This window comes from Streptomyces atratus (genome assembly GCF_040655115.1).
In the GTDB taxonomy this organism is placed as follows: Bacteria; Actinomycetota; Actinomycetes; order Streptomycetales; family Streptomycetaceae; genus Streptomyces; species Streptomyces atratus_D.
Genome location: NZ_JBFAJH010000009.1, coordinates 158,430 through 176,064 on the forward strand (window position 1 = coordinate 158,430; position 17,635 = coordinate 176,064).

General features: G+C 68.2%; 17 protein-coding genes, 1 tRNA gene and 1 pseudogene. 7 read left to right on the plus strand and 12 right to left on the minus strand.

Going from position 1 to position 17,635, the window contains the following annotated elements:
- Positions 1–139 precede the first annotated feature (139 nt).
- A complete protein-coding gene (gene pknB, locus AB0I23_RS13840) occupies positions 140–2,134 on the plus strand; it encodes a Stk1 family PASTA domain-containing Ser/Thr kinase (RefSeq protein ID WP_359109435.1) in 1,995 nt (664 codons plus the stop codon).
- A 211-nt stretch (positions 2,135–2,345) separates the two neighbouring features.
- Complete coding sequence (locus AB0I23_RS13845; protein WP_359109436.1) at positions 2,346–3,383, plus strand: restriction endonuclease; 1,038 nt, start codon at positions 2,346–2,348, stop codon at positions 3,381–3,383.
- 104 nt (positions 3,384–3,487) lie between these two features.
- On the opposite strand, the gene AB0I23_RS13850 is transcribed toward AB0I23_RS13845, so the two are convergent.
- From AB0I23_RS13850 to AB0I23_RS13875, 6 genes and pseudogenes are all read right to left on the minus strand, one after another.
- Positions 3,488–4,219, minus strand: coding sequence for a class E sortase (locus tag AB0I23_RS13850; RefSeq protein ID WP_359109437.1), 732 nt, complete (start codon positions 4,217–4,219; stop codon positions 3,488–3,490).
- Positions 4,220–4,245: 26 nt separating this feature from the next.
- A complete protein-coding gene (locus tag AB0I23_RS13855) occupies positions 4,246–5,577 on the minus strand; it encodes a class E sortase (RefSeq protein WP_359109438.1) in 1,332 nt (443 codons plus the stop codon).
- Positions 5,574–6,212, minus strand: coding sequence for an aminodeoxychorismate/anthranilate synthase component II (locus AB0I23_RS13860; protein WP_359109439.1), 639 nt, complete (start codon positions 6,210–6,212; stop codon positions 5,574–5,576). The genes AB0I23_RS13855 and AB0I23_RS13860 overlap by 4 nt, the downstream gene beginning before the upstream one ends.
- Positions 6,209–6,391: a hypothetical protein gene (locus tag AB0I23_RS13865; protein ID WP_037702041.1), complete on the minus strand. Its 183-nt coding sequence runs from the start codon at positions 6,389–6,391 to the stop codon at positions 6,209–6,211. The genes AB0I23_RS13860 and AB0I23_RS13865 overlap by 4 nt, the downstream gene beginning before the upstream one ends.
- 55 nt (positions 6,392–6,446) lie before the next feature.
- Positions 6,447–6,593 (minus strand): annotated as a pseudogene (locus AB0I23_RS13870) (class E sortase); the annotation flags it as partial.
- A 43-nt stretch (positions 6,594–6,636) separates the two neighbouring features.
- Positions 6,637–7,404, minus strand: a complete 768-nt coding sequence (locus AB0I23_RS13875) for a DUF881 domain-containing protein (protein WP_359109440.1) — start codon at positions 7,402–7,404, stop codon at positions 6,637–6,639.
- Positions 7,405–7,546: 142 nt separating this feature from the next.
- On the opposite strand from AB0I23_RS13875, the gene crgA reads away from it, so the two are divergent.
- Positions 7,547–7,801, plus strand: a complete 255-nt coding sequence (crgA, locus tag AB0I23_RS13880) for a cell division protein CrgA (protein ID WP_359109441.1) — start codon at positions 7,547–7,549, stop codon at positions 7,799–7,801.
- Positions 7,802–8,087: 286 nt separating this feature from the next.
- Here the strand turns inward: crgA and AB0I23_RS13885 are convergent, their stop codons facing one another.
- Positions 8,088–8,987 (minus strand): rhomboid family intramembrane serine protease, encoded by a 900-nt coding sequence (locus AB0I23_RS13885; protein WP_359109481.1) that lies wholly within the window; start codon positions 8,985–8,987, stop codon positions 8,088–8,090.
- Positions 8,988–9,144: 157 nt separating this feature from the next.
- Positions 9,145–9,672, minus strand: a complete 528-nt coding sequence (locus AB0I23_RS13890) for a peptidylprolyl isomerase (RefSeq protein WP_037702049.1) — start codon at positions 9,670–9,672, stop codon at positions 9,145–9,147.
- 320 nt (positions 9,673–9,992) lie between these two features.
- On the opposite strand from AB0I23_RS13890, the gene AB0I23_RS13895 reads away from it, so the two are divergent.
- Positions 9,993–10,712: a DUF5324 family protein gene (locus AB0I23_RS13895; protein ID WP_359109482.1), complete on the plus strand. Its 720-nt coding sequence runs from the start codon at positions 9,993–9,995 to the stop codon at positions 10,710–10,712.
- An 85-nt stretch (positions 10,713–10,797) separates the two neighbouring features.
- Here AB0I23_RS13895 and AB0I23_RS13900 read toward each other — a convergent pair.
- Positions 10,798–10,870: transfer RNA gene (locus AB0I23_RS13900), tRNA-Ala, on the minus strand.
- Positions 10,871–11,040: 170 nt separating this feature from the next.
- On the opposite strand from AB0I23_RS13900, the gene AB0I23_RS13905 reads away from it, so the two are divergent.
- Positions 11,041–11,589 (plus strand): helix-turn-helix domain-containing protein, encoded by a 549-nt coding sequence (locus AB0I23_RS13905; protein ID WP_037702051.1) that lies wholly within the window; start codon positions 11,041–11,043, stop codon positions 11,587–11,589.
- A gap of 223 nt (positions 11,590–11,812) precedes the next feature.
- Positions 11,813–13,198 (plus strand): serine/threonine-protein kinase, encoded by a 1,386-nt coding sequence (locus tag AB0I23_RS13910; RefSeq protein ID WP_359109442.1) that lies wholly within the window; start codon positions 11,813–11,815, stop codon positions 13,196–13,198.
- A 22-nt stretch (positions 13,199–13,220) separates the two neighbouring features.
- Here AB0I23_RS13910 and AB0I23_RS13915 read toward each other — a convergent pair whose 3' ends face one another.
- The 3 genes from AB0I23_RS13915 to AB0I23_RS13925 all read right to left on the minus strand — a co-directional run bounded on the left by AB0I23_RS13915 (position 13,221) and on the right by AB0I23_RS13925 (position 16,817).
- Positions 13,221–14,576 carry a hypothetical protein gene (locus AB0I23_RS13915; RefSeq protein ID WP_359109443.1) on the minus strand — a complete coding sequence of 452 codons (1,356 nt, stop codon included), beginning with the start codon at positions 14,574–14,576 and terminating at the stop codon, positions 13,221–13,223.
- Complete coding sequence (locus tag AB0I23_RS13920) at positions 14,576–16,453, minus strand: vWA domain-containing protein (RefSeq protein WP_359109483.1); 1,878 nt, start codon at positions 16,451–16,453, stop codon at positions 14,576–14,578. Before AB0I23_RS13920 ends, AB0I23_RS13915 begins: the two co-directional genes overlap by 1 nt.
- A gap of 229 nt (positions 16,454–16,682) precedes the next feature.
- Positions 16,683–16,817, minus strand: a complete 135-nt coding sequence (locus tag AB0I23_RS13925; RefSeq protein WP_208857699.1) for a DLW-39 family protein — start codon at positions 16,815–16,817, stop codon at positions 16,683–16,685.
- 275 nt (positions 16,818–17,092) lie between these two features.
- Between AB0I23_RS13925 and AB0I23_RS13930 the strand changes: the two genes are divergently transcribed.
- On the plus strand, positions 17,093–17,458 hold the full coding sequence (locus tag AB0I23_RS13930; RefSeq protein WP_359109444.1) for a DUF6344 domain-containing protein: 366 nt from the start codon (positions 17,093–17,095) through the stop codon (positions 17,456–17,458).
- Positions 17,459–17,635 lie beyond the last annotated feature (177 nt).

Consider the following 17,635-nt stretch of genomic DNA (forward strand, 5'->3'; position numbering starts at 1 on the left):
ACAGTGGGATACCGGTCAGATATCAGCTCACGCCTGTGGGCCGATCAGGTAGTGCGCGACCGGTACCGTATGCGCGAGCAGCACACCGCCGGACCACACACCGGTGCGGTCGGGACTGACGGAGAGGGCTGGAACAGTTATGGAAGAGCCGCGTCGCCTCGGCGGCCGGTACGAGCTGGGCTCGGTGCTCGGCCGTGGTGGCATGGCCGAGGTCTACCTCGCGCACGACACCCGGCTCGGCCGCACCGTCGCCGTGAAGACGCTGCGGACCGATCTCGCCCGCGACCCGTCCTTCCAGGCCCGGTTCCGCCGTGAGGCCCAGTCCGCCGCCTCGCTCAATCACCCGGCGATCGTCGCCGTCTACGACACCGGCGAGGACTACGTCGACGGTGTCTCCATCCCGTACATCGTGATGGAGTACGTCGACGGGTCGACGCTCAGAGAACTTCTGCACTCCGGCCGCAAACTGCTGCCCGAGCGCACCCTCGAAATGACGGTCGGGATCCTCCAGGCGCTGGAGTACTCGCACCGGGCGGGCATCGTCCACCGCGACATCAAGCCGGCGAACGTCATGCTGACGCGCACCGGCCAGGTCAAGGTCATGGACTTCGGCATCGCCCGCGCCATGGGCGACTCCGGCATGACGATGACCCAGACCTCGGCCGTCATCGGCACCGCCCAGTACCTCTCCCCGGAGCAGGCCAAGGGCGAGCAGGTCGATGCGCGCTCCGACCTGTACTCGACCGGCTGTCTGCTCTATGAGCTGCTGACCGTCCGGCCGCCGTTCATCGGTGACTCGCCCGTCGCGGTCGCCTACCAGCACGTGCGGGAAGAGCCGCAGACCCCCAGCACCTTCGACCCCGAGATCACGCCCGAAATGGACGCGATCGTGTTGAAGGCCCTGGTCAAGGACCCGAACTACCGCTACCAGTCGGCCGACGAGATGCGAGCCGACATCGAGGCCTGCCTCGACGGCCAGCCGGTCGCCGCCACCGCGGCCATGGGCGCGGCCGGTTACGGGGCCTACGACGGGTACGGCAACGACCAGCCCACCACCGCGCTGCGCGCAGCCGACCCGAACAGCGCCCAGACCTCCATGCTGCCCCCGGTCAATCCGGACGACGGCGGCTACGGATACGACGAGCGCCCGGACCGCCGCCGCCAGAAGAAGAACAACAACTCGACGATCCTGCTGATCGTCGCGGGCATCCTGGTGCTGATCGGCGCGATCCTGATCGGCAAGGCCGTCTTCGGCGGCGACAACAGCGACAGCGGCAAGGTCGACGTGCCGAACATGGTCGGTTCGACCGTGGCGGAGGCGCAGGGACTCGCGAAGAACGCCGGTGTCCTCCTCAAGGTCGACGCGCGCGAACCGTGCGAGACCCAGGAGAAGAACAAGATCTGCAGCCAGACGCCCAAGGACGGCAAGATGGCGGAGAACGAGACCGTCAAGGTCGTCGTCTCCACCGGTGCGCCGAAGGTCGAGGTCCCGGACGTCACGGAGAAGTCCGAGGAGAACGCCCGCAAGATCCTGGAGGACAAGGGCTTCTCAGTGAAGGTCGTCACGACCGAATCTTCCACCGCGGAACCCGACACCGTACTCGAGCAGAGCCCCAAGGGGAACACGAAGGCCGAGCGGGAGTCCGAGGTCACGATCACGGTCGCCAAGCAGGCCACCCAGGACCTTCCCAACGTGATCGGCAGGTCGTACCAGGACGCGGTAGCGCAGCTCAACGGCAACGGCTTCCAGAAGGTGTCGCGAACCGACCGCGACTCGGACAAGCCGGCGGGTGAGGTCATCGATCAGACCCCGACCGGCGGCAAACAGCCGCTGGACACCCAAATTGTGCTGACGGTCTCCAAGGGCCCGACGCAGCCGGCGACGGTCCCGGTCCCCGAAGTCAGGGGCAGCACGGTCGCCCAGGCCAAGCAGGCCCTGGCCGCGCAGGGCTTCACTCAAATCCAGTTCGCGCAAGGCAGCTCGCAGGACGACAACGCCAAGGTCGCCTTCATCGATCCGCAGCCGGGCACCCAAGCCGACCCCGCAGCCACCGTCATCACCCTCACCACAGTAGGCGGCAAGGGTGGCGGGGACGGCAATATCTTCGGCGGCCCATCGGGCTCACAGAACTGAGCCCCACCGCACACACGCGAAGGGCCCCGGTCACCAAAACGGTGACCGGGGCCCTTCGCTGTGCCTGACGCAACGCATGACCCGCATACCGCACATGCAGCCGTAAACCGATCGTGTCTTCATATGTCCTGAATCGTTGGACCGATGGGGTGACGTGGGGTTCAGGCCCCACCCCCAGCTCGCACCAACATCCGAGACGAGCCGAGAGGGCATGAACGTGATCAACAATGAAGTACTGCTGGAGTCGAGATCTCTGCGTAATGACGTCGCCGGCCGGACAGAGGTGCTCGACAAGGTCAAGGCACTCTCGCTGCTGCCGGACGGCATGCACGTGACCACGGCGATGGTCGCGGCGTACTTCGAGGTGACCGTGAAGACCCTTGAGTCCGTCATGGAGGACCACAGGGAGGAGCTGGACTCCCATGGCCTCCAGGTTCTGACAGGCACGCGACTGGCCCTCTTCAAGGGGGCCTGTGGAATTCAGTCACGTTCACGGGCGATCGCGGTCTTCTCCCGACGGACGGTACTCAACGTCGCCATGCTGCTCCGCGACAGCGAAGTCGCACGTCAGGTGCGTACATACCTGCTCGACGTGGAGTACATGGCACGGACTCAGCCTGTGGATAACTCTGTCCACAGGGGACCGGATTCCCTCGACGACCGCATCGACCGACGCATCAGCCGCATCCTCGGCAAGACCATCGTCCCCATGTTCAACGCCCTCATCGAGGCCTCCGGCGAGCACCGCAAGGAGCTGATCTCGCTCCGGGACGACGTTGAGAAGGTCGAGCGGAAGCTCTGCAACCACCACCAAAGGCTCAGGCACCTTGAGCACGCCCAGGGCCCGCGCCCGTACACCGGAATCATGGCGTCCATCGACGCCATGAACTGGCGGGAGTTCGAGCACCACGTCGCCGTACTACTCCGCCGCGACGGCTGCACGGACGTCGTGGTGCACGGCGGCCCCGGTGACCGAGGTGTGGATGTCACAGCAGTGACCGCAGAAGGCCGCAGCATCGTCGTGCAGTGCAAGAGTTTCGCGCCCTACCGTCCGGTGTGGAGCGGAGAGCTGCAGAAGTTCCTCGGCGCCTCTTTCGTCCAGCACGGGGCCGATGTGGCTCTCTTCGTCGCCACGACCTCCTTCACACCCGACGCACGCGCCATCGCCGAGACCTACGGCATCACCCTCGTCGACCGCGCTCACCTCGAAAAGTGGAGCGCCGGAGTACCGCTCGCGATCCTGAGGTAACCGTCGCCAGGCAGAGAAGGGGCCCGAAGTCGCAAAGGCTAGTTGCGACTTCGGGCCTTCGCCATCCTAGAGCGACTGAGCTCCTCGAAGGAGCTCAGTCACGGCTAACGCAGCTCCGCCGGCTTCGTGCGGTCCTTGTCGACCTTCTCCGTACGCACCAGTTCGCCCCACACGATGTAGCGGTACTTCGACGTGTAGACCGGCGTACACGTCGTCAGCGTGATGTAGCGGCCGGGCTTCTTCACGCCCGCTTCCTTCGGGACCGGCTGGAGCACCTTGACGTTGTACTTCGACGTCTCGGGAAGCTCCTTGAAGACCTTGTAGACGTACCAGGTGTCCTTGGTCTCGAAGACGACGGCGTCGCCCGTCTTCACCTTGTCGATGTTGTGGAACTTCGCCCCGTGCCCGTCGCGGTGCGCCGCCAGCGTGAAGTTGCCCTGCTTGTCCCAGGGGAGAGCCGACTTCACCGGGTCCGTGTAGTAGCCGGCGATACCGTCGTTGAGGTTCTTGGTGTCGGTGCCCTTCGTGACGAGCACCTCGCCGTTCTTCATCGCGGGTACGTGCAGGAAGCCGATGCCGTCCTTGGTGTCGAGGGCACCGGGTCCCTCGGCCCAGCGGTCGCGAACGGAGTGCCCCTGCTTCGCGGCCTCGCGGTCGGCGAGCACATTCGTCCACCACAGGGAGTAGACGACGAAGAGGCCCAGCACCAGGCCCGCGGTGATCAGCAGCTCGCCGAAGACGCTGACCGCGGTCGCAACGAGATGGCGGTCCCTGCTCCGCACCGGGGGCGCGGACCCGTCGGTCTGCTCGTCCTGCTGCTGGGTCCTCGCTGTCACCGCACCCGTCCCTGTCGTGATGAAGTTCAGCCGACGAGCGCGTCGGGCTTCCCCTTGCTGCGCGGCCGTTCGTCGATCATCTTGCCCCAGACGATCAGCCGGTACGTACTTGTGAATTCAGGCGTACAGGTCGTCAGTGTGATGTAGCGGCCGGGCTTGGTGAAGCCCGAACCGGGCGGCACCGGGGTGATCACCGAGACATTGGAGGGGGACGTCTGAGGAAGGACGCTGGTCATCTCGTACGTGTAGTACGCGTCCTGCGTCTCGACCACGATCGGGTCACCCCTGCGCAGCCGGTTGATGTAGCGGAACGGTTCGCCGTGGGTGTTCCGGTGGCCGGCCAGCGCGAAGTTGCCCTGCGCGGCCGACGGCATCGCCGTCTTGAGCGCGCCCTGGCCGTAGTGACCGACCATGCCGCGGTCCAGGACCTTCTCCTTGCCGATGCCCTCGGCGATCGGGGCGACCACATCCAGCTTCGGGATGTGGATGATGGCGAAGCCCTGCCCCGGCTCGAACGCCCCGGGCTTGCGGCCCTTCGCCCAGTCGTCCTGAATCTTGTGCGTCTCGCTCCCGGCGATCTGGTCGGCACGCACATTCGTCCACCACAGCTGGTACGTGACGAACAGCAGCATCAGCACACCGAGCGAGATGAACAGCTCGCCGACGACCCGGCTGGCGACGACGGCCGGGCTGTCCTTGGCCGCGCGGGCGGCCCGCCGCGCCTCGACGCGGGACAGCGGACGCCCCTCAGGCGTCGCCGCCGACGGGGTCCCCGGCTGCGGCTCGGCGCGACGGCGGCCGCGCCCCTTGGCGGCGCGCCGACGCTCGGCCCGGCCGCCGGTGGGCACTTCCGTACGCGGTTCGAGTTCGGTGGTCTCCGGACCGGGATCCGGAGCCGCGGCGGGCTCCGTGCCGTACTCCGGCTCTGCTTGCGGTGCCGGAGCCGTCATCGCCCGGCCGGCCAGGCGCCGGGTGTCCGCCGTCCGGAGCCCGATCGTCTCGTCGTTGCGGGGGAGCGGCCGCGCGGGTGGAGGCGCCGCGACAGGCTCCTGCTGCCCGTACCAGTCCCGTTCGTACCCCTCGGGGTCGTACCACTCACGCGGCGTCCCCTGGAGGCCCTGTGCCCCCTGTGACGCCTGCGCTTCCGGCTGCAGACCCTGCGCCGCCCCCGTGTCCGCCGTCGCCGCCGGAATGCTCTCCGCCCGGAACCGCGGCGAGGCGTGCTGCCCCGGCAGCGGATCGTTCAGCGGGTCCGCCAACTGGTCGACTGCCGCCTCGAACGCGCCCGTGGCCTCGTACGCTCGTTGTTCGTACGGGCCTTCCTCACCGGTGTCGTGCTCGGGGCGGAGTGCGGTCACGCGACGGCCTTGCCCACCACCGGCGCGAGCCCCTCCGACCTCGCGACGGCTCCCGTATCACCGCACCGCACCAGCCAGTTGGCCAGCATCAGATGGCCGTACTCGGTCAGGACCGACTCCGGATGGAACTGCACACCCTCCACCGGCAGTTCGCGGTGGCGCAGCCCCATGATGATGCCGTCGGCCGTGCGCGCCGTGACCTCCAACTCCTGCGGGATCGACTCCGGTTCGGCGGCGAGCGAGTGGTAGCGGGTCGCGGTGAACGGGGACGGCAGCCCGGCGAAAACACCCTTGCCCTCGTGCGTCACCGGCGAGGTCTTGCCGTGCAGCAGCTCGGGGGCACGGTCCACCACACCGCCGTACGCCACGGCCATCGACTGCATGCCGAGGCAGACGCCGAAGACCGGGACGCCGGTCTCCGCGCAGTGGCGCACCATCTCGATACAGACGCCCGCCTGCTCCGGGGTGCCGGGGCCGGGCGAGAGCAGAACGCCGTCGAAGCCGTCCTGGGCGTGCGCCGTGGTCACTTCGTCGTTGCGCAGGACCTCGCACTCGGCACCGAGCTGGTAGAGGTACTGGACCAGGTTGAAGACGAAGCTGTCGTAGTTGTCGACGACAAGGATGCGGGCACTCACTGGCCGGCCCCCGTTCCGCTCGTGCCATCGACCGTCACGTCGCCGAACGGAAGCAGCGGCTCGGCCCACGGGAAGACGTACTGGAAAAGCACATAGACGACGGCGAGTGCCAGTACGAGCGAGATGAGTCCGCGCACCCACGCATTGCCCGGCAGATGCCGCCAGATCCAGCCGTACATGCTGTCCCTCCATTCGGTACGGGACCAGACTAAAGGGCCGGGGCAGGGACGTGGGTCAGCTGTGGAAAGCTGCCGGTCTGCCGTCGGTCACAGGCTGCGTCGCGTCGAGATGCGCCCAGGCGACGAGCCGGTGGCTGCTGCCCCATTCGGGATCGCAGGTGGTCAGCGTCAGATAGCGGCCGGGCCCGTCGAATCCGGACTTGATCAGTCGCACCGACACCGGTCGGCCTCCCCGGAACTGCTCGCTACTTCACCGGCTTCGCATAGTGGAGATCCACTGTGCCCGAGTAGCCGGGAAGTGTCACAGCCCCGTGCTCGTCGACTTTCCAGCCGAGCCCGTACGCCTTCACGTACAGCAGGTAGTTCCGGATCGAGGAGGAGTTGTCGAGAGCCTTCTTGAGCCGGTCCGGGTCACCGACCGCGGTGATCTTGTACGGCGGCGAGTAGACCCGGCCCTGGAGAATCAGCGTGTTGCCGACGCAGCGCACCGCACTGGTGGAGATCAGCCGCTGGTCCATGACCTGGATCCCACGGGCGCCGCCCTGCCAGAGAGCGTTGACGACCGCCTGCAGGTCCTGCTGGTGGATGACCAGGTCGTTGGGTTGCGGATCGGGATACCCCGGGTTCGCGGTGGCGTTCGGCGGGGCGTCGTCGAGCGTGACGGCGACGGCCCGGCCGGAGAGCTTCTTGGTGCCCGCGGCCCGCTCCAGCGCCTTGAGCTTGGCGTCCTCCGCCGTGGTGCTGCCGTCGTCGCGCTGGGCGAGGGCGTCGATGTCCTCGCGAAGGGACGCGTTGGAGTCGTCGAGCCCCGCGTTCTTCTCGCTGCGCTGCTGAATCAGGTCGGAGAGCTTCAGCAGCGACGAGTCGGTCCGGATGTTGGTGCCCTTGGCCGTGTTCGCGCTGGTGACGAAGATCAGCCCGGCAAGGGCGAAGACGGCAGCGGTGAGCACTCGGACCGGGTGCCGGAAGGTGCGCCGGACCGGCCCTTGGGGAGAGTCGGCAGAATTGCTCAACGTACCCTTATCTCCTTCGGCGCCACGGAAGCACTACGCTAACGGACGCCCGGGGGAGGCAGCATTCCCCCCTCGAGCCCCGCCCCGGCGCCAGCCACAGTTCCCTGCGCGGTCACGCAGCGCATCGACAGGAGAGTTCCTCGTGCCGAAGTCACGTATCCGCAAGAAGGCCGACTTCACGCCGCCTCCGGCGAAGCAGGCAACCAACATAAAGCTGACCAATCGCAGTTGGGTGGCGCCGGTGATGCTGGCGTTCTTCCTGATCGGTCTGGCCTGGATCGTCGTGTTCTACGTGACCGACGGTGATCTGCCCATCAAGACGCTGGGCAACTGGAACATCGTCGTAGGCTTCGGCTTCATCGCCGGTGGCTTCGGCGTCTCCACGCAGTGGAAGTAGCCGGACCGCACCCGTAGGACCACAGCAGGCCCCGGTACCGCAACCCTTGCCCTGAGTTACCCACAGCGTTATCCACAGGCGGGGGAAAAGGTCGGACGATCTGTGGATAACCCTCCGGATGTTGACGCCGGTGTGACTGCAGTCTCCCCCGTCGGGGGGTGGCGCGCCCCTTGTCTCCGCTGGAAAAACCCAGCTCGGCGGCAAGGGGCACAGTTGTTCCCACAGAATGCACAAGATCGCGCACCCGCTGTGGACAACTTCCGGAGAAACCCCCTGGCTCCTGTGCTCAGGCCAGTGCGGCAGTTCTGGCAACCACGATGAGGACCACCGCCACCAGGACCAGCGCACAGGTGCCGTACTGCACCAGCGCCCGTCGTTCACGCGGTGCGTGCACCATGGCGATGGCGATCAGCGTGCCCGCGATCAGACCTCCGACATGCGCCTGCCAGGCGATTCCGCCCCAGGGATTGAACGTGAAGAGCAGGTTCAGCACGAGGAGTGCGATGACCGGCCGCATGTCGTAGTTCAGCCGACGCATGAGCACGGCTGTGGCACCCAGTAGACCGAAGATCGCGCCGGAGGCACCGAGCGAGCCCTGGTTCGGTGCGGCGAGCCAATACGTGAGCGCGCTGCCCGCCAGGCCGGAGAGCAGGTAGAGCGCGAGGTAGCGGGCGCGGCCGAGCGCAGCCTCCAGGGGACCGCCGAGCCACCAGAGTCCCAGCATGTTGAATGCGATGTGCCACACCGCCTGGTGCAGGAACATCGACGTCACCAGCCGGTACCACTGGCCCTCAGCGACCCCTTCCAGCGGACCGCCCTCGTAGAAGACGGCCCGTCCCAGCAGTGTCAGATCGTCGAGCAGCGACACCTTCACATGCACCGCGACGAACAGGACGACATTGAGGGCGAGCAGGATCTTGGTGACCAGCCGCGGGTCGGCGGCGACGGTGCCGCCGGCCAGGGTGCGCGGCTGGTTGGCAGCCGGGCCGTGCCCCGTACCCGAACCCTGACGGACGCAGTGCGGACACTGGAAGCCGACCGAGGCGCTGACCATGCACTCGGTGCAGATCGGGCGGTCGCAGCGAGTGCAGCGGATCCCCGTCTCACGGCCCGGGTGGCGGTAGCAGCTGAGCGGGCCGCGGGCATCGGCGGACTGGTCCCGGGCGCCGGGCGGCTGCTCGTCCATCGGTCCCATCACTTGCTGGCCCCCTCGGGTCACGTCGTGGGCGGCAGCGCGCATGCTGCCGCCCTGCTCGTCCGCTATGTAACCAAGTACGGACAAGCAGGGCGGTTGGTTCCCGAGACGGGCGATCAGAGAGTGATCACAGTGTGACCACAGGCGATCACCGGGTCTCGACGACGACCGACTCGATCACCACGTCCTGCACCGGGCGGTCGGTGCGCGCGTTGGTCTGGGTGCTCGCGATGGCGTCCACGACCTTCTTGCTGGCCTCGTCCGTCACCTCGCCGAAGATGGTGTGCTTGCCGGTCAGCCATGCGGTGGGCGAGACGGTCACGAAGAATTGCGAGCCGTTGGTGCCCGGGCCGGCGTTGGCCATGGCCAGGAGGTACGGCTTGTTGAAGCTGAGGTCCGGGTGGAACTCGTCACCGAACTCGTAGCCCGGGCCGCCCGTGCCGTTGCCCAGCGGGTCCCCGCCCTGAATCATGAAGCCGCTGATGACCCGGTGGAAGACGGTCCCGTCGTACAGCCTGTCCGTGGACTTCTTGCCGGTCGCGGGGTGGGTCCACTCCCGCTCGCCCGTGGCGAGCTCGACGAAGTTCTTGACCGTCTTGGGCGCGTGGTTCGGCAGAAGCCGGATCTCGATGTCGCCTTGGCTGGTCTTCAAGGTGGCGTAAAGCTGCTCGGCCACGATCTGCCTTCCGTAAGTCTTCGCTGACGTCCACCGATCCTCGCACGGACCGCCCGTCGCACGGCCTTCCTGCGGCTCCCCGCAGGAACAAATGAGGCCAAGTGCGTGACGAACCGGCGCGCACTGAACCGAACCGTGGCATTGTCGTCAACAAGCCCCCCTTGCACCATATTGCCCAAAAGATCACTTATGACCGTTTCGCATGACCGTCTCTTATGCCCCGGATGCCCGCCCCACATGCCGCACACGTCATCGCGGGGCATGATTTCGAAATGGGTGGAAAGGCGGAGTACCTACCCGCCACCAAGGAGGAGGATCCCGTGACCCGCATCGACAGCGTGCGCGCCGCAACCGACTCGGCGAAGGAAAGCGTGCAGCACGCCGCGGAAGTGGTGGCGCCCTACGCCGACTCGGCCAAGGACCAGGCGGCACACTACGCGCACGAGGCCCGTACGCGGCTCGCGCCGAGGGTGTCGAAGGCAGCCCAGCAGGCCCGCGTCCAGTACGACGCGCATCTCGCACCACGTATCGAACTGGCCCGCGCGCATGTGCCCCCCAAGGTCGACGACGCCGCCCAGCGCGCCGCGCTCCGCACCCGTCAGGCGGCCAGGAGCGCCGCGGAGTACACCGTGCCCCGCGTCGAGCAGGCGATGGCCGCCGCCCAGCCCGTCGCCGAGGAAGCCACGGCCCGCAGCGCCGCGGCGCTGGCCGCACTGCGCGGGCAGGTCACGGTGAAGGAGATCAAGAAGCTGGCCAGAAAGCACGAGCGGCGGGCCAAGGCAGTGCGCGTGCTCAAGGTGCTGGCCGTGGTCTCCGCCCTGGCGGGCGGCGCCTACGCCGCCTGGCGGTGGTGGGACAAGCAGGCCAACCCGGACTGGCTGGTCGAGCCCCCCGCCCCCACGGAGGTCGCCGACCGTACGCCGCTGACCTCGGTCGACGGCAGTGGGCCGACGGCTGTGGACCCCGAGGTCCGCGCCAAGCAGGCCGAGTCGGACGGAACGGACGAGGTGGACGGCACCGACCTCGACGACCGCCGCTGAGCCGCCACGGCCGCCCGACCAGGGACAGACATACAAAGAGAGCCCCTCGGACCTGCGTTTACGCAGGTCCGAGGGGCTCTTGACGTGGAGCCTAGGAGATTCGAACTCCTGACATCTGCCTTGCAAAGGCAGCGCTCTACCAACTGAGCTAAGGCCCCGAAATAGAGGCAGCACCGGACACATCAGCGTCTCGTTCACCGCCGCAGACCAGAGTACCGGGTGACCCCCTGAATCTTCCAAAAAGATTGGGACTCCCGGTCGGCAACCACTCTCCGTAAGATGCTGGGCGAGGTTCGCAGCAGTGAAGCCTCAGCGAAGGGGAGACGCCATGGATGCAGTTCAGCAGGAAGCAACGGCAAGAGCCAGGGAACTTCAGCGCAGCTGGTACGGGGAACCACTGGGCGCACTATTCCGCCGGCTCATCGACGATCTCGGCCTGAACCAGGCCCGGCTCGCCGCCGTACTCGGGCTGTCCGCACCCATGCTTTCCCAGCTGATGAGCGGTCAGCGGGCGAAGATCGGGAACCCCGCGGTCGTCCAGCGTGTCCAGGCTCTGCAGGAGCTGGCCAGCCAGGTCGCCGACGGCAGCGTCAGCGCGGGCGAGGCCACCGACCGCATGGAAGAGATCAAGAAGTCCCAGGGCGGTTCCGTCCTCACAGGCACCGGTCAGACCGCGACCAGCGGCGGGGCACCCACCGTCCGTCGTGTGGTCCGCGAGATCCAGTCGCTGCTGCGGTCGGTCGCGGCCGCCGGTGACATCATCGATGCCGCCGACTCCCTCGCCCCGACCCACCCGGAACTGGCAGAGTTCCTCAGGGTGTACGGCGCGGGCCGAACCGCGGACGCGGTCGCGCACTACGAAGGACACCAGAGCTAGGACCTTTCTTTCGGTTCGGGCCGGATTCAGGGGGCGGAACCTGGTACGTGCGGCTGCCAGGCGGGGGAGGGAAACGACGCCGGGCGTTGTGGCCCGAAGACAACGCGGCGGATGTGCGTACCCAACCCCACGAGCCCGGCATGATCCGGACGAAAGATCCTGGTGCACTACCCCCGAGAGCCGGGCACGGGCCAAAACAGGAACTGGGAGCGGGCACAGCGCAATGGGTGAGGTCTTCGCTGGTCGGTACGAGCTGATCGATCCGATCGGACGTGGTGGCGTCGGCGCCGTCTGGCGAGCCTGGGACCACCGGCGCCGCCGGTACGTGGCGGCCAAGGTTCTTCAGCAGAGCGACGCACACACGCTGCTGCGCTTCGTCCGCGAACAGGCCCTGCGGATCGAGCATCCGCATGTGCTCGCCCCGGCCAGTTGGGCCGCGGACGACGACAAGGTCCTGTTCACCATGGATCTGGTGAGCGGCGGCTCGCTTGCGCATGTCATCGGTGACTATGGTCCGCTGCCCACGCGCTTCGTCTGCACGCTGCTCGACCAGCTGCTGTCCGGACTGTCGACGGTGCATGCGGAAGGAGTCGTGCACCGCGACATCAAGCCCGCCAACATCCTGATGGAGGCCACCGGCACCGGCCGGCCGCACCTGCGGCTCTCCGACTTCGGCATCTCCATGCGCAAGGGCGAGCCCCGCCTGACCGAGACCAACTATGTGGTGGGAACGCCGGGTTACTTCGCGCCCGAGCAGATGATGGGCGCGGAGCCCGACTTCCCCGCGGACCTCTTCGCCGTGGGGCTTGTCGCGCTCTATCTGCTGCAGGGGAAGAAACCGGACGCCCGGGCCCTCGTCGAATACTTCGCCTCGCACGGCACCCCCGGCGCCCCGCAAGGCATTCCGGAACCGCTGTGGCAGGTCCTCGCAGGTCTTCTGCAGCCGGATCCGCAGGCCCGCTTCCGCACGGCCACCGGCGCGCGCAAGGCGCTGACGGCCGCGGTCGAGATGCTGCCGGAGCCGGGTGCAGAAGACGAACCGGTGGAGGTCTTCGACCAACTCGGACCGCTGCCCGCGGGTTTCGGCCCCGAAGGTCCGATCGTCACCCCCCGGCCCCCCTCCCCGGCCGACCACACTGCACACACGGGCCACGTCCCACAGACGGGCCAGGCCGCACAGCAGCAGACCCCGCCGCCCTCCCCGATGTCGGAGACGGGCAGCTTCCATCTCGCCCCGCCTCCGCGGCAGCCGCCCACACCACTGCCCCAGCCGGCACAGCCTGCCGCTGCCCCCAATCCGCTCCCGGCGCATATGGGTTCCCCCTTCCCTGCCGCCCCATCGGATCTCTCCCAGGCTCCGACATCCGCGGTGCGGCGCGAACCGGTTCCTACTCGTGCATACACCGCCGAGCAGCAGCAGGTTCCGCATCCCGGGGCGGGATTTCCCCCGCACGTCGCTCCGGCATCGCCCCCGGCCCACCCCATGGCCGCCGCTCCCGCACCGGCAGCGCAGAAGCGTCCGGGACCGCCGCCGAAGGTGGCGATCCCGGTCCTGTTGGTGGCGCTGATCTGTTTCGCCGTCGGAATCTGGGCACTGACCCAGGCCTGAGGCCCGGTGGTCGCAGCCGCTGTCACCAGGACTGCGGCGGCCCTCCGTACGGCTGCTGCCCGGCCGTACCACCGGCAGGACCGCCTGCGGCGGCCGCCGTGCGGCGACGCGCGAGCAGCGTCCACGCCCCGAGCCCGAGCACCAGCGCGGCGCCTGCGCCGATCCCGGCCGCGCCCACCGTCTTCATCGTGTCGCTCTTGTCGGCCTGAGGTGCGCTCTGGCCGCTCCTGGCCATGTCCTTGTCGTCCTGCGTCACACCGAAGACTCCGGCGGAACCCTCGTACGGCGATGTCTCCGCCGCGTTCTCGACCTGCACCCTGAGAGTCATCGGGATCGCTTTCTTCCCGTAGGCCTTCTCGACCTCCGGGCTGAGCGACACCGACAGGTAGTACCAGCCCGCGAACCGCATGGCACTCTCGTCGGCGCGGGACGTGAAGCGGTTCTCGTACGCCACGGGGGGCAGCGGATCGAGCGACACCGAGGCGGGGTTGCCGGAGTACGACAGCGGCGAGGCATTGTCGACATGGCCGTGCGCCGGATTGTCCAGGGAGACTGCGAGCGCGTTGCCGACGTACTCGTCCGAGCCGCCGACACTGTTGCCGAGGTCGACGCCGACGAAGATCTGCTGTCCCCAGTCCACCGGCACCCGGTAGAAGAGGGTCTGCCCCGGCTCGATGCCGTCCTTCCACGTGCCGGTATCCAGGCTGGTGGCGTCGTAATAGCTCGTGCCGCCGGGCCTCTCCTCCTCCTTCTTGGCCTGCGTGGGCGGTGTCGGCGACGCCGAGGGCCAGTCCTCCGGCGCCTCGGTCGGTGTCGTCCCGCCCTTCTTCAGCTTCGGCTCCGACTCGTAACGGAGCTCCAGGTCCCAGGCGTCGGGCGTCGAGGTGGCCTTGCTCTCCCGCTCGATCAGGACGTTGTACGTACCGCCGTCCTGGCAGGTGCTGCTGTCCTTGTCCGTGATCCGGTAGGCGTACGCGGCGATCGGATGCGGGAACTCAGCCGCCTCGAAGCGGGCGTGCTCGGAACTGCACTGCAGGTCCGTGCTGTCCCTGATGCTGACCGTGATGCCGTCCCCGTACGCGACCTTGCCACCGGCCTCGGGTACGACCACCGCCGAGACGTACGCGTTCGCGGTGGCGTCGAGAACGAGGCGGTAGTAGAGCTTCTCGCCCGGTTTGATCGAGCTCCTGTAGACCGATCCGGTCTTCAGGTCCGACGCATCGGTGCTGACCTCCGCGCCCCGGACCCTCTTCGCCCCGGGGTCGAAGGTGTACGCGGCAGGCTCACCGGCCGCGTACGCCTGCCCCGGCAGCGCCACCACCGCGCACATCGCCGCGGCCGCGGCCAGCGTCGTCCGGCCCCTGTTGCGCTGCCTCATCACGCGCTTCCCCTCGTCGTCTGTGTGGCCGACCGACGGCCGCCGCGTACGAACACGAGCCCGGCGATCACCACCACCACGGCGCCCGCCCCGGCAGCGGCCGCAACGCCGGTCCATCCTGCCCCGCCCGTACCGCCGCTGTCTCCGGGCGAAGCCGAATTGCCCTTCTTGTCCGCCCACTTGCGCTCTCCTTCGTCCGGCTTCTCGGCGATAACGGCGGCATGGTGCTCCGGCCCTGCCCGCTCGTCCCCGAGTACCGACACCCGCAGCACCACACCGATCCGTGCGTTCTCGGTGATCTCGGCGGCCTGTGCGCCCAGCGTCACCGAGATGTAGAACTCACCCCCGGCATGCACCGGTCGGACCGTTGACCGGTACTCGTAGCGGTTGGTCCAGGCGACCGGTACCGAACCCATCCTGATCGCCGCCGGACGGCCGCTGTACAGGGTCGACGAGGTGAACTCCGCGCCGCCGCCGACCGGGAAGCGGGCCGGTGTGAACAGCTGCGTCGCACCGTACGAGTACATCGGGGCGACCCTCTCGACCGTGGGTTCGTTGGCGAACTCCACGTTGTAGCGCACCTGCTGGCCCCATCCCGCCGGAACCTTGTACCAGAGCGTCTGCGACGGCAGAATCCGGTCGCGCCACGCCCCTTTGCCGAGCTTCTCGGCGTCGTTGAATCCGGTGCCGCCCCGCACATCACGCGGGTTGCCGGAGGCCGGCACCGCGTTCTTGCCCCCCGCCCCGTACTCCGGCGCGGACGCGGCAGGCGTGACGCCCTTCTTCAGCGGCGCCTCCACCCCGTACACGAGCTCCAGCGGCCATTGCGCGGCATCGGAGCCTTTTTTGCTCTCCCGTTCCACCACCAGCCAGTAGCGGCCCGCCCGGTCGCAGCCGCGAGATCCCTCGGCGGAGGGGATGCGGGCGACCGCCGAGGTCAGCGGGGTCGCGCCCTTCGTCTGATAGAAGCGCGCCGTGTCCGTCGCGCAGGAACTGTCAGTGCCGTACGCAATGCTGGTACGCAGTGCGTCGAAGGTGTCGACAGCAGCCCCGGGCTGCGGCACCGCCGTCGCCGAGAAGTCCGCCGTGGACACGGCGTCCAGACCGACCGCGTAGTACCGCTTCTCGCCCGGCCCGACGGTGTCCAGATACTGCCCGGGGACGAGCACCGGCGCCCGGTCGCCGGTGGCGGCGCCCACGGCCCGCCTGCCACGGAACCTGTAGCCGTCCGAGGAGAGTTGCGCCGCCCGCTGCAACTGCCTGGCCAGCGACTTGGCGTCCGGTGCGTCGTAGTAGCGGCCGTTGCCCGCCTCCGCGATGCATTCGAGCTGCTCGCGGGCTCTGCCCTTCACCTGGAAGCCGACGGTGTCGATCCGCAGCCCGGTCCCGTCCTTGCCGAGCCGCTCGGCCACCTCGCAGGGCCGTGGCGTACCGCAGGTGTCCGCGCCGTCCGAGATCAGCAGGATCGTGCGCGTCCCGATGGAGCCGTCCACGGGCTCGGGAAGGTCCTTCGCGGCCTTCTGCAGGGAAAACCCGACCGGGGTGTCGCCCCTGGGCCGCAGGTCCGTCACGGCCTGCTTCACTGCGGCCCGGTCGAGCGCCTGCACCGGGCGGACGAGCCGGGTGTCCGTGCAGCCCCGCTGCCGGTCGGCGCCGTACACCCGCAGACCGGTCGGGTAGCCGTCGGGGAGACCGTCCACGACGGTGCCCACGGCGGTACGGGCCGACTCCATCCGGGTCCGGCCCGTACCGTCGTCGTCCGCCATCGAGCCGGAGGAGTCCAGCACCATGACCAGGCTGCTGCTGCCGTCCCGGGAGGTCGTGGCCGGGGCGGCGGATGTGCCGTCGGCAGCCCCGCCGGCCGCGGTGGCGGGCATCGCGCCCGCGACCAGGGCGAGCAGCGCCCCGCCGATCCATGTTCCTGCTACCGAAGTGCGGCAATGGTTCCGTGCTCCCACCCGTGCCCCCTCAACCGAATACCGGCTTCTTTGCTTTCGCAACCTATTGATTTGCGTAGGCGAACTCAAGAGCACAGGCATCACGGTTCCGCAACAGCACGAAGCCCCGGTCGCTCAGCGACCGGGGCCCGCACAAGGCTGTTCTGTCTCAGACACCCGAACCTGCGGGCACGGAGTCAGTCGCCTCCGTCCACAGATCCTGCTCGGCGCGATCCGCCTGGATCTGGCGGTACACGAGGAGCCCGCCGATGGCGGCCAGTGCGATCAGGAGAAGCTTCTTCACCGCGCGACCTCGTCTTTCCTTGACGTAGGGGACTTCTGCCGCCCGACTATACACACCGACCGATACCGATCGGTGACCTACCTGCGACCAGACCGGTTCCCGGACAAAAGCGGCCATCCCGCCCGGCTCCGCACCGACTCGTCCAGCCCGGTTACACCATACGAGTGGTGTTCATCTGAAGATCGGCGGATCTGCGGCGTCGGTCCCTGAAATCGCGAGCCACATCCACATCATCAGAAAGGCAAGCAAACCGGACCACCCGAAAGCGAGGGGCCATGAGCACCTTCAAGGCCAAGAACATCTGGACCGCCTTCATCACCGCCTTCTTCGCACTTCTCGCGTCGATGGGGCTCATCAGCACCCCCGCCGCGGCCGCGCAGCCGACGGCCCCGACTCACGAGCACACGGGTGCGACCGCGGCAACCGCGACCACCCCGTCGGTGCGATGGACCCTTCCGCGTGACAGGTCGCTGCCGCCCACGATGAAGCAGCGCATCCGCGCCGAGGCACACGGCTCCTCCCCGGCCGCCAGGCATCTGTCGATGGACATGAGGGACACCCTGGGCGCCACGAACACCACCGGTGCCGCCCGAACCGCCCACGGGGCCCCGGCGAGGGACGCGTCCCTCCTGCCACCCTGAGAGCAGCGCCACTGACGCACAGGGCCCCTGGTCCGGTTCACACCGGACCAGGGGCCTTTTCGCGCGCCGGGCAGCCGCGGCCGGCACTTACCGTGCCCACCAGGGCCATGGCGGACCGCCGCACAGTCCCGCGAGGCCTTGCTCCACGGATACCGATCGCGCGATCCCCTGCCCCAG

Excerpts from the sequence above, each read along its gene's own strand:
- pknB (WP_359109435.1), top strand. The coding sequence starts at position 140 with ATGGAAGAGCCGCGTCGCCTCGGCGGCCGGTACGAGCTGGGCTCGGTG.
- AB0I23_RS13845 (WP_359109436.1), top strand. The coding sequence starts at position 2,346 with ATGAACGTGATCAACAATGAAGTACTGCTGGAGTCGAGATCTCTGCGT.
- AB0I23_RS13865 (WP_037702041.1), bottom strand. The coding sequence starts at position 6,391 with ATGTACGGCTGGATCTGGCGGCATCTGCCGGGCAATGCGTGGGTGCGC.
- AB0I23_RS13885 (WP_359109481.1), bottom strand. The coding sequence starts at position 8,987 with ATGGACGAGCAGCCGCCCGGCGCCCGGGACCAGTCCGCCGATGCCCGC.
- AB0I23_RS13905 (WP_037702051.1), top strand. The coding sequence starts at position 11,041 with ATGGATGCAGTTCAGCAGGAAGCAACGGCAAGAGCCAGGGAACTTCAG.
- AB0I23_RS13910 (WP_359109442.1), top strand. The coding sequence starts at position 11,813 with ATGGGTGAGGTCTTCGCTGGTCGGTACGAGCTGATCGATCCGATCGGA.
- AB0I23_RS13915 (WP_359109443.1), bottom strand. The coding sequence starts at position 14,576 with ATGAGGCAGCGCAACAGGGGCCGGACGACGCTGGCCGCGGCCGCGGCG.
- AB0I23_RS13920 (WP_359109483.1), bottom strand. The coding sequence starts at position 16,453 with ATGCCCGCCACCGCGGCCGGCGGGGCTGCCGACGGCACATCCGCCGCC.
- AB0I23_RS13930 (WP_359109444.1), top strand. The coding sequence starts at position 17,093 with ATGAGCACCTTCAAGGCCAAGAACATCTGGACCGCCTTCATCACCGCC.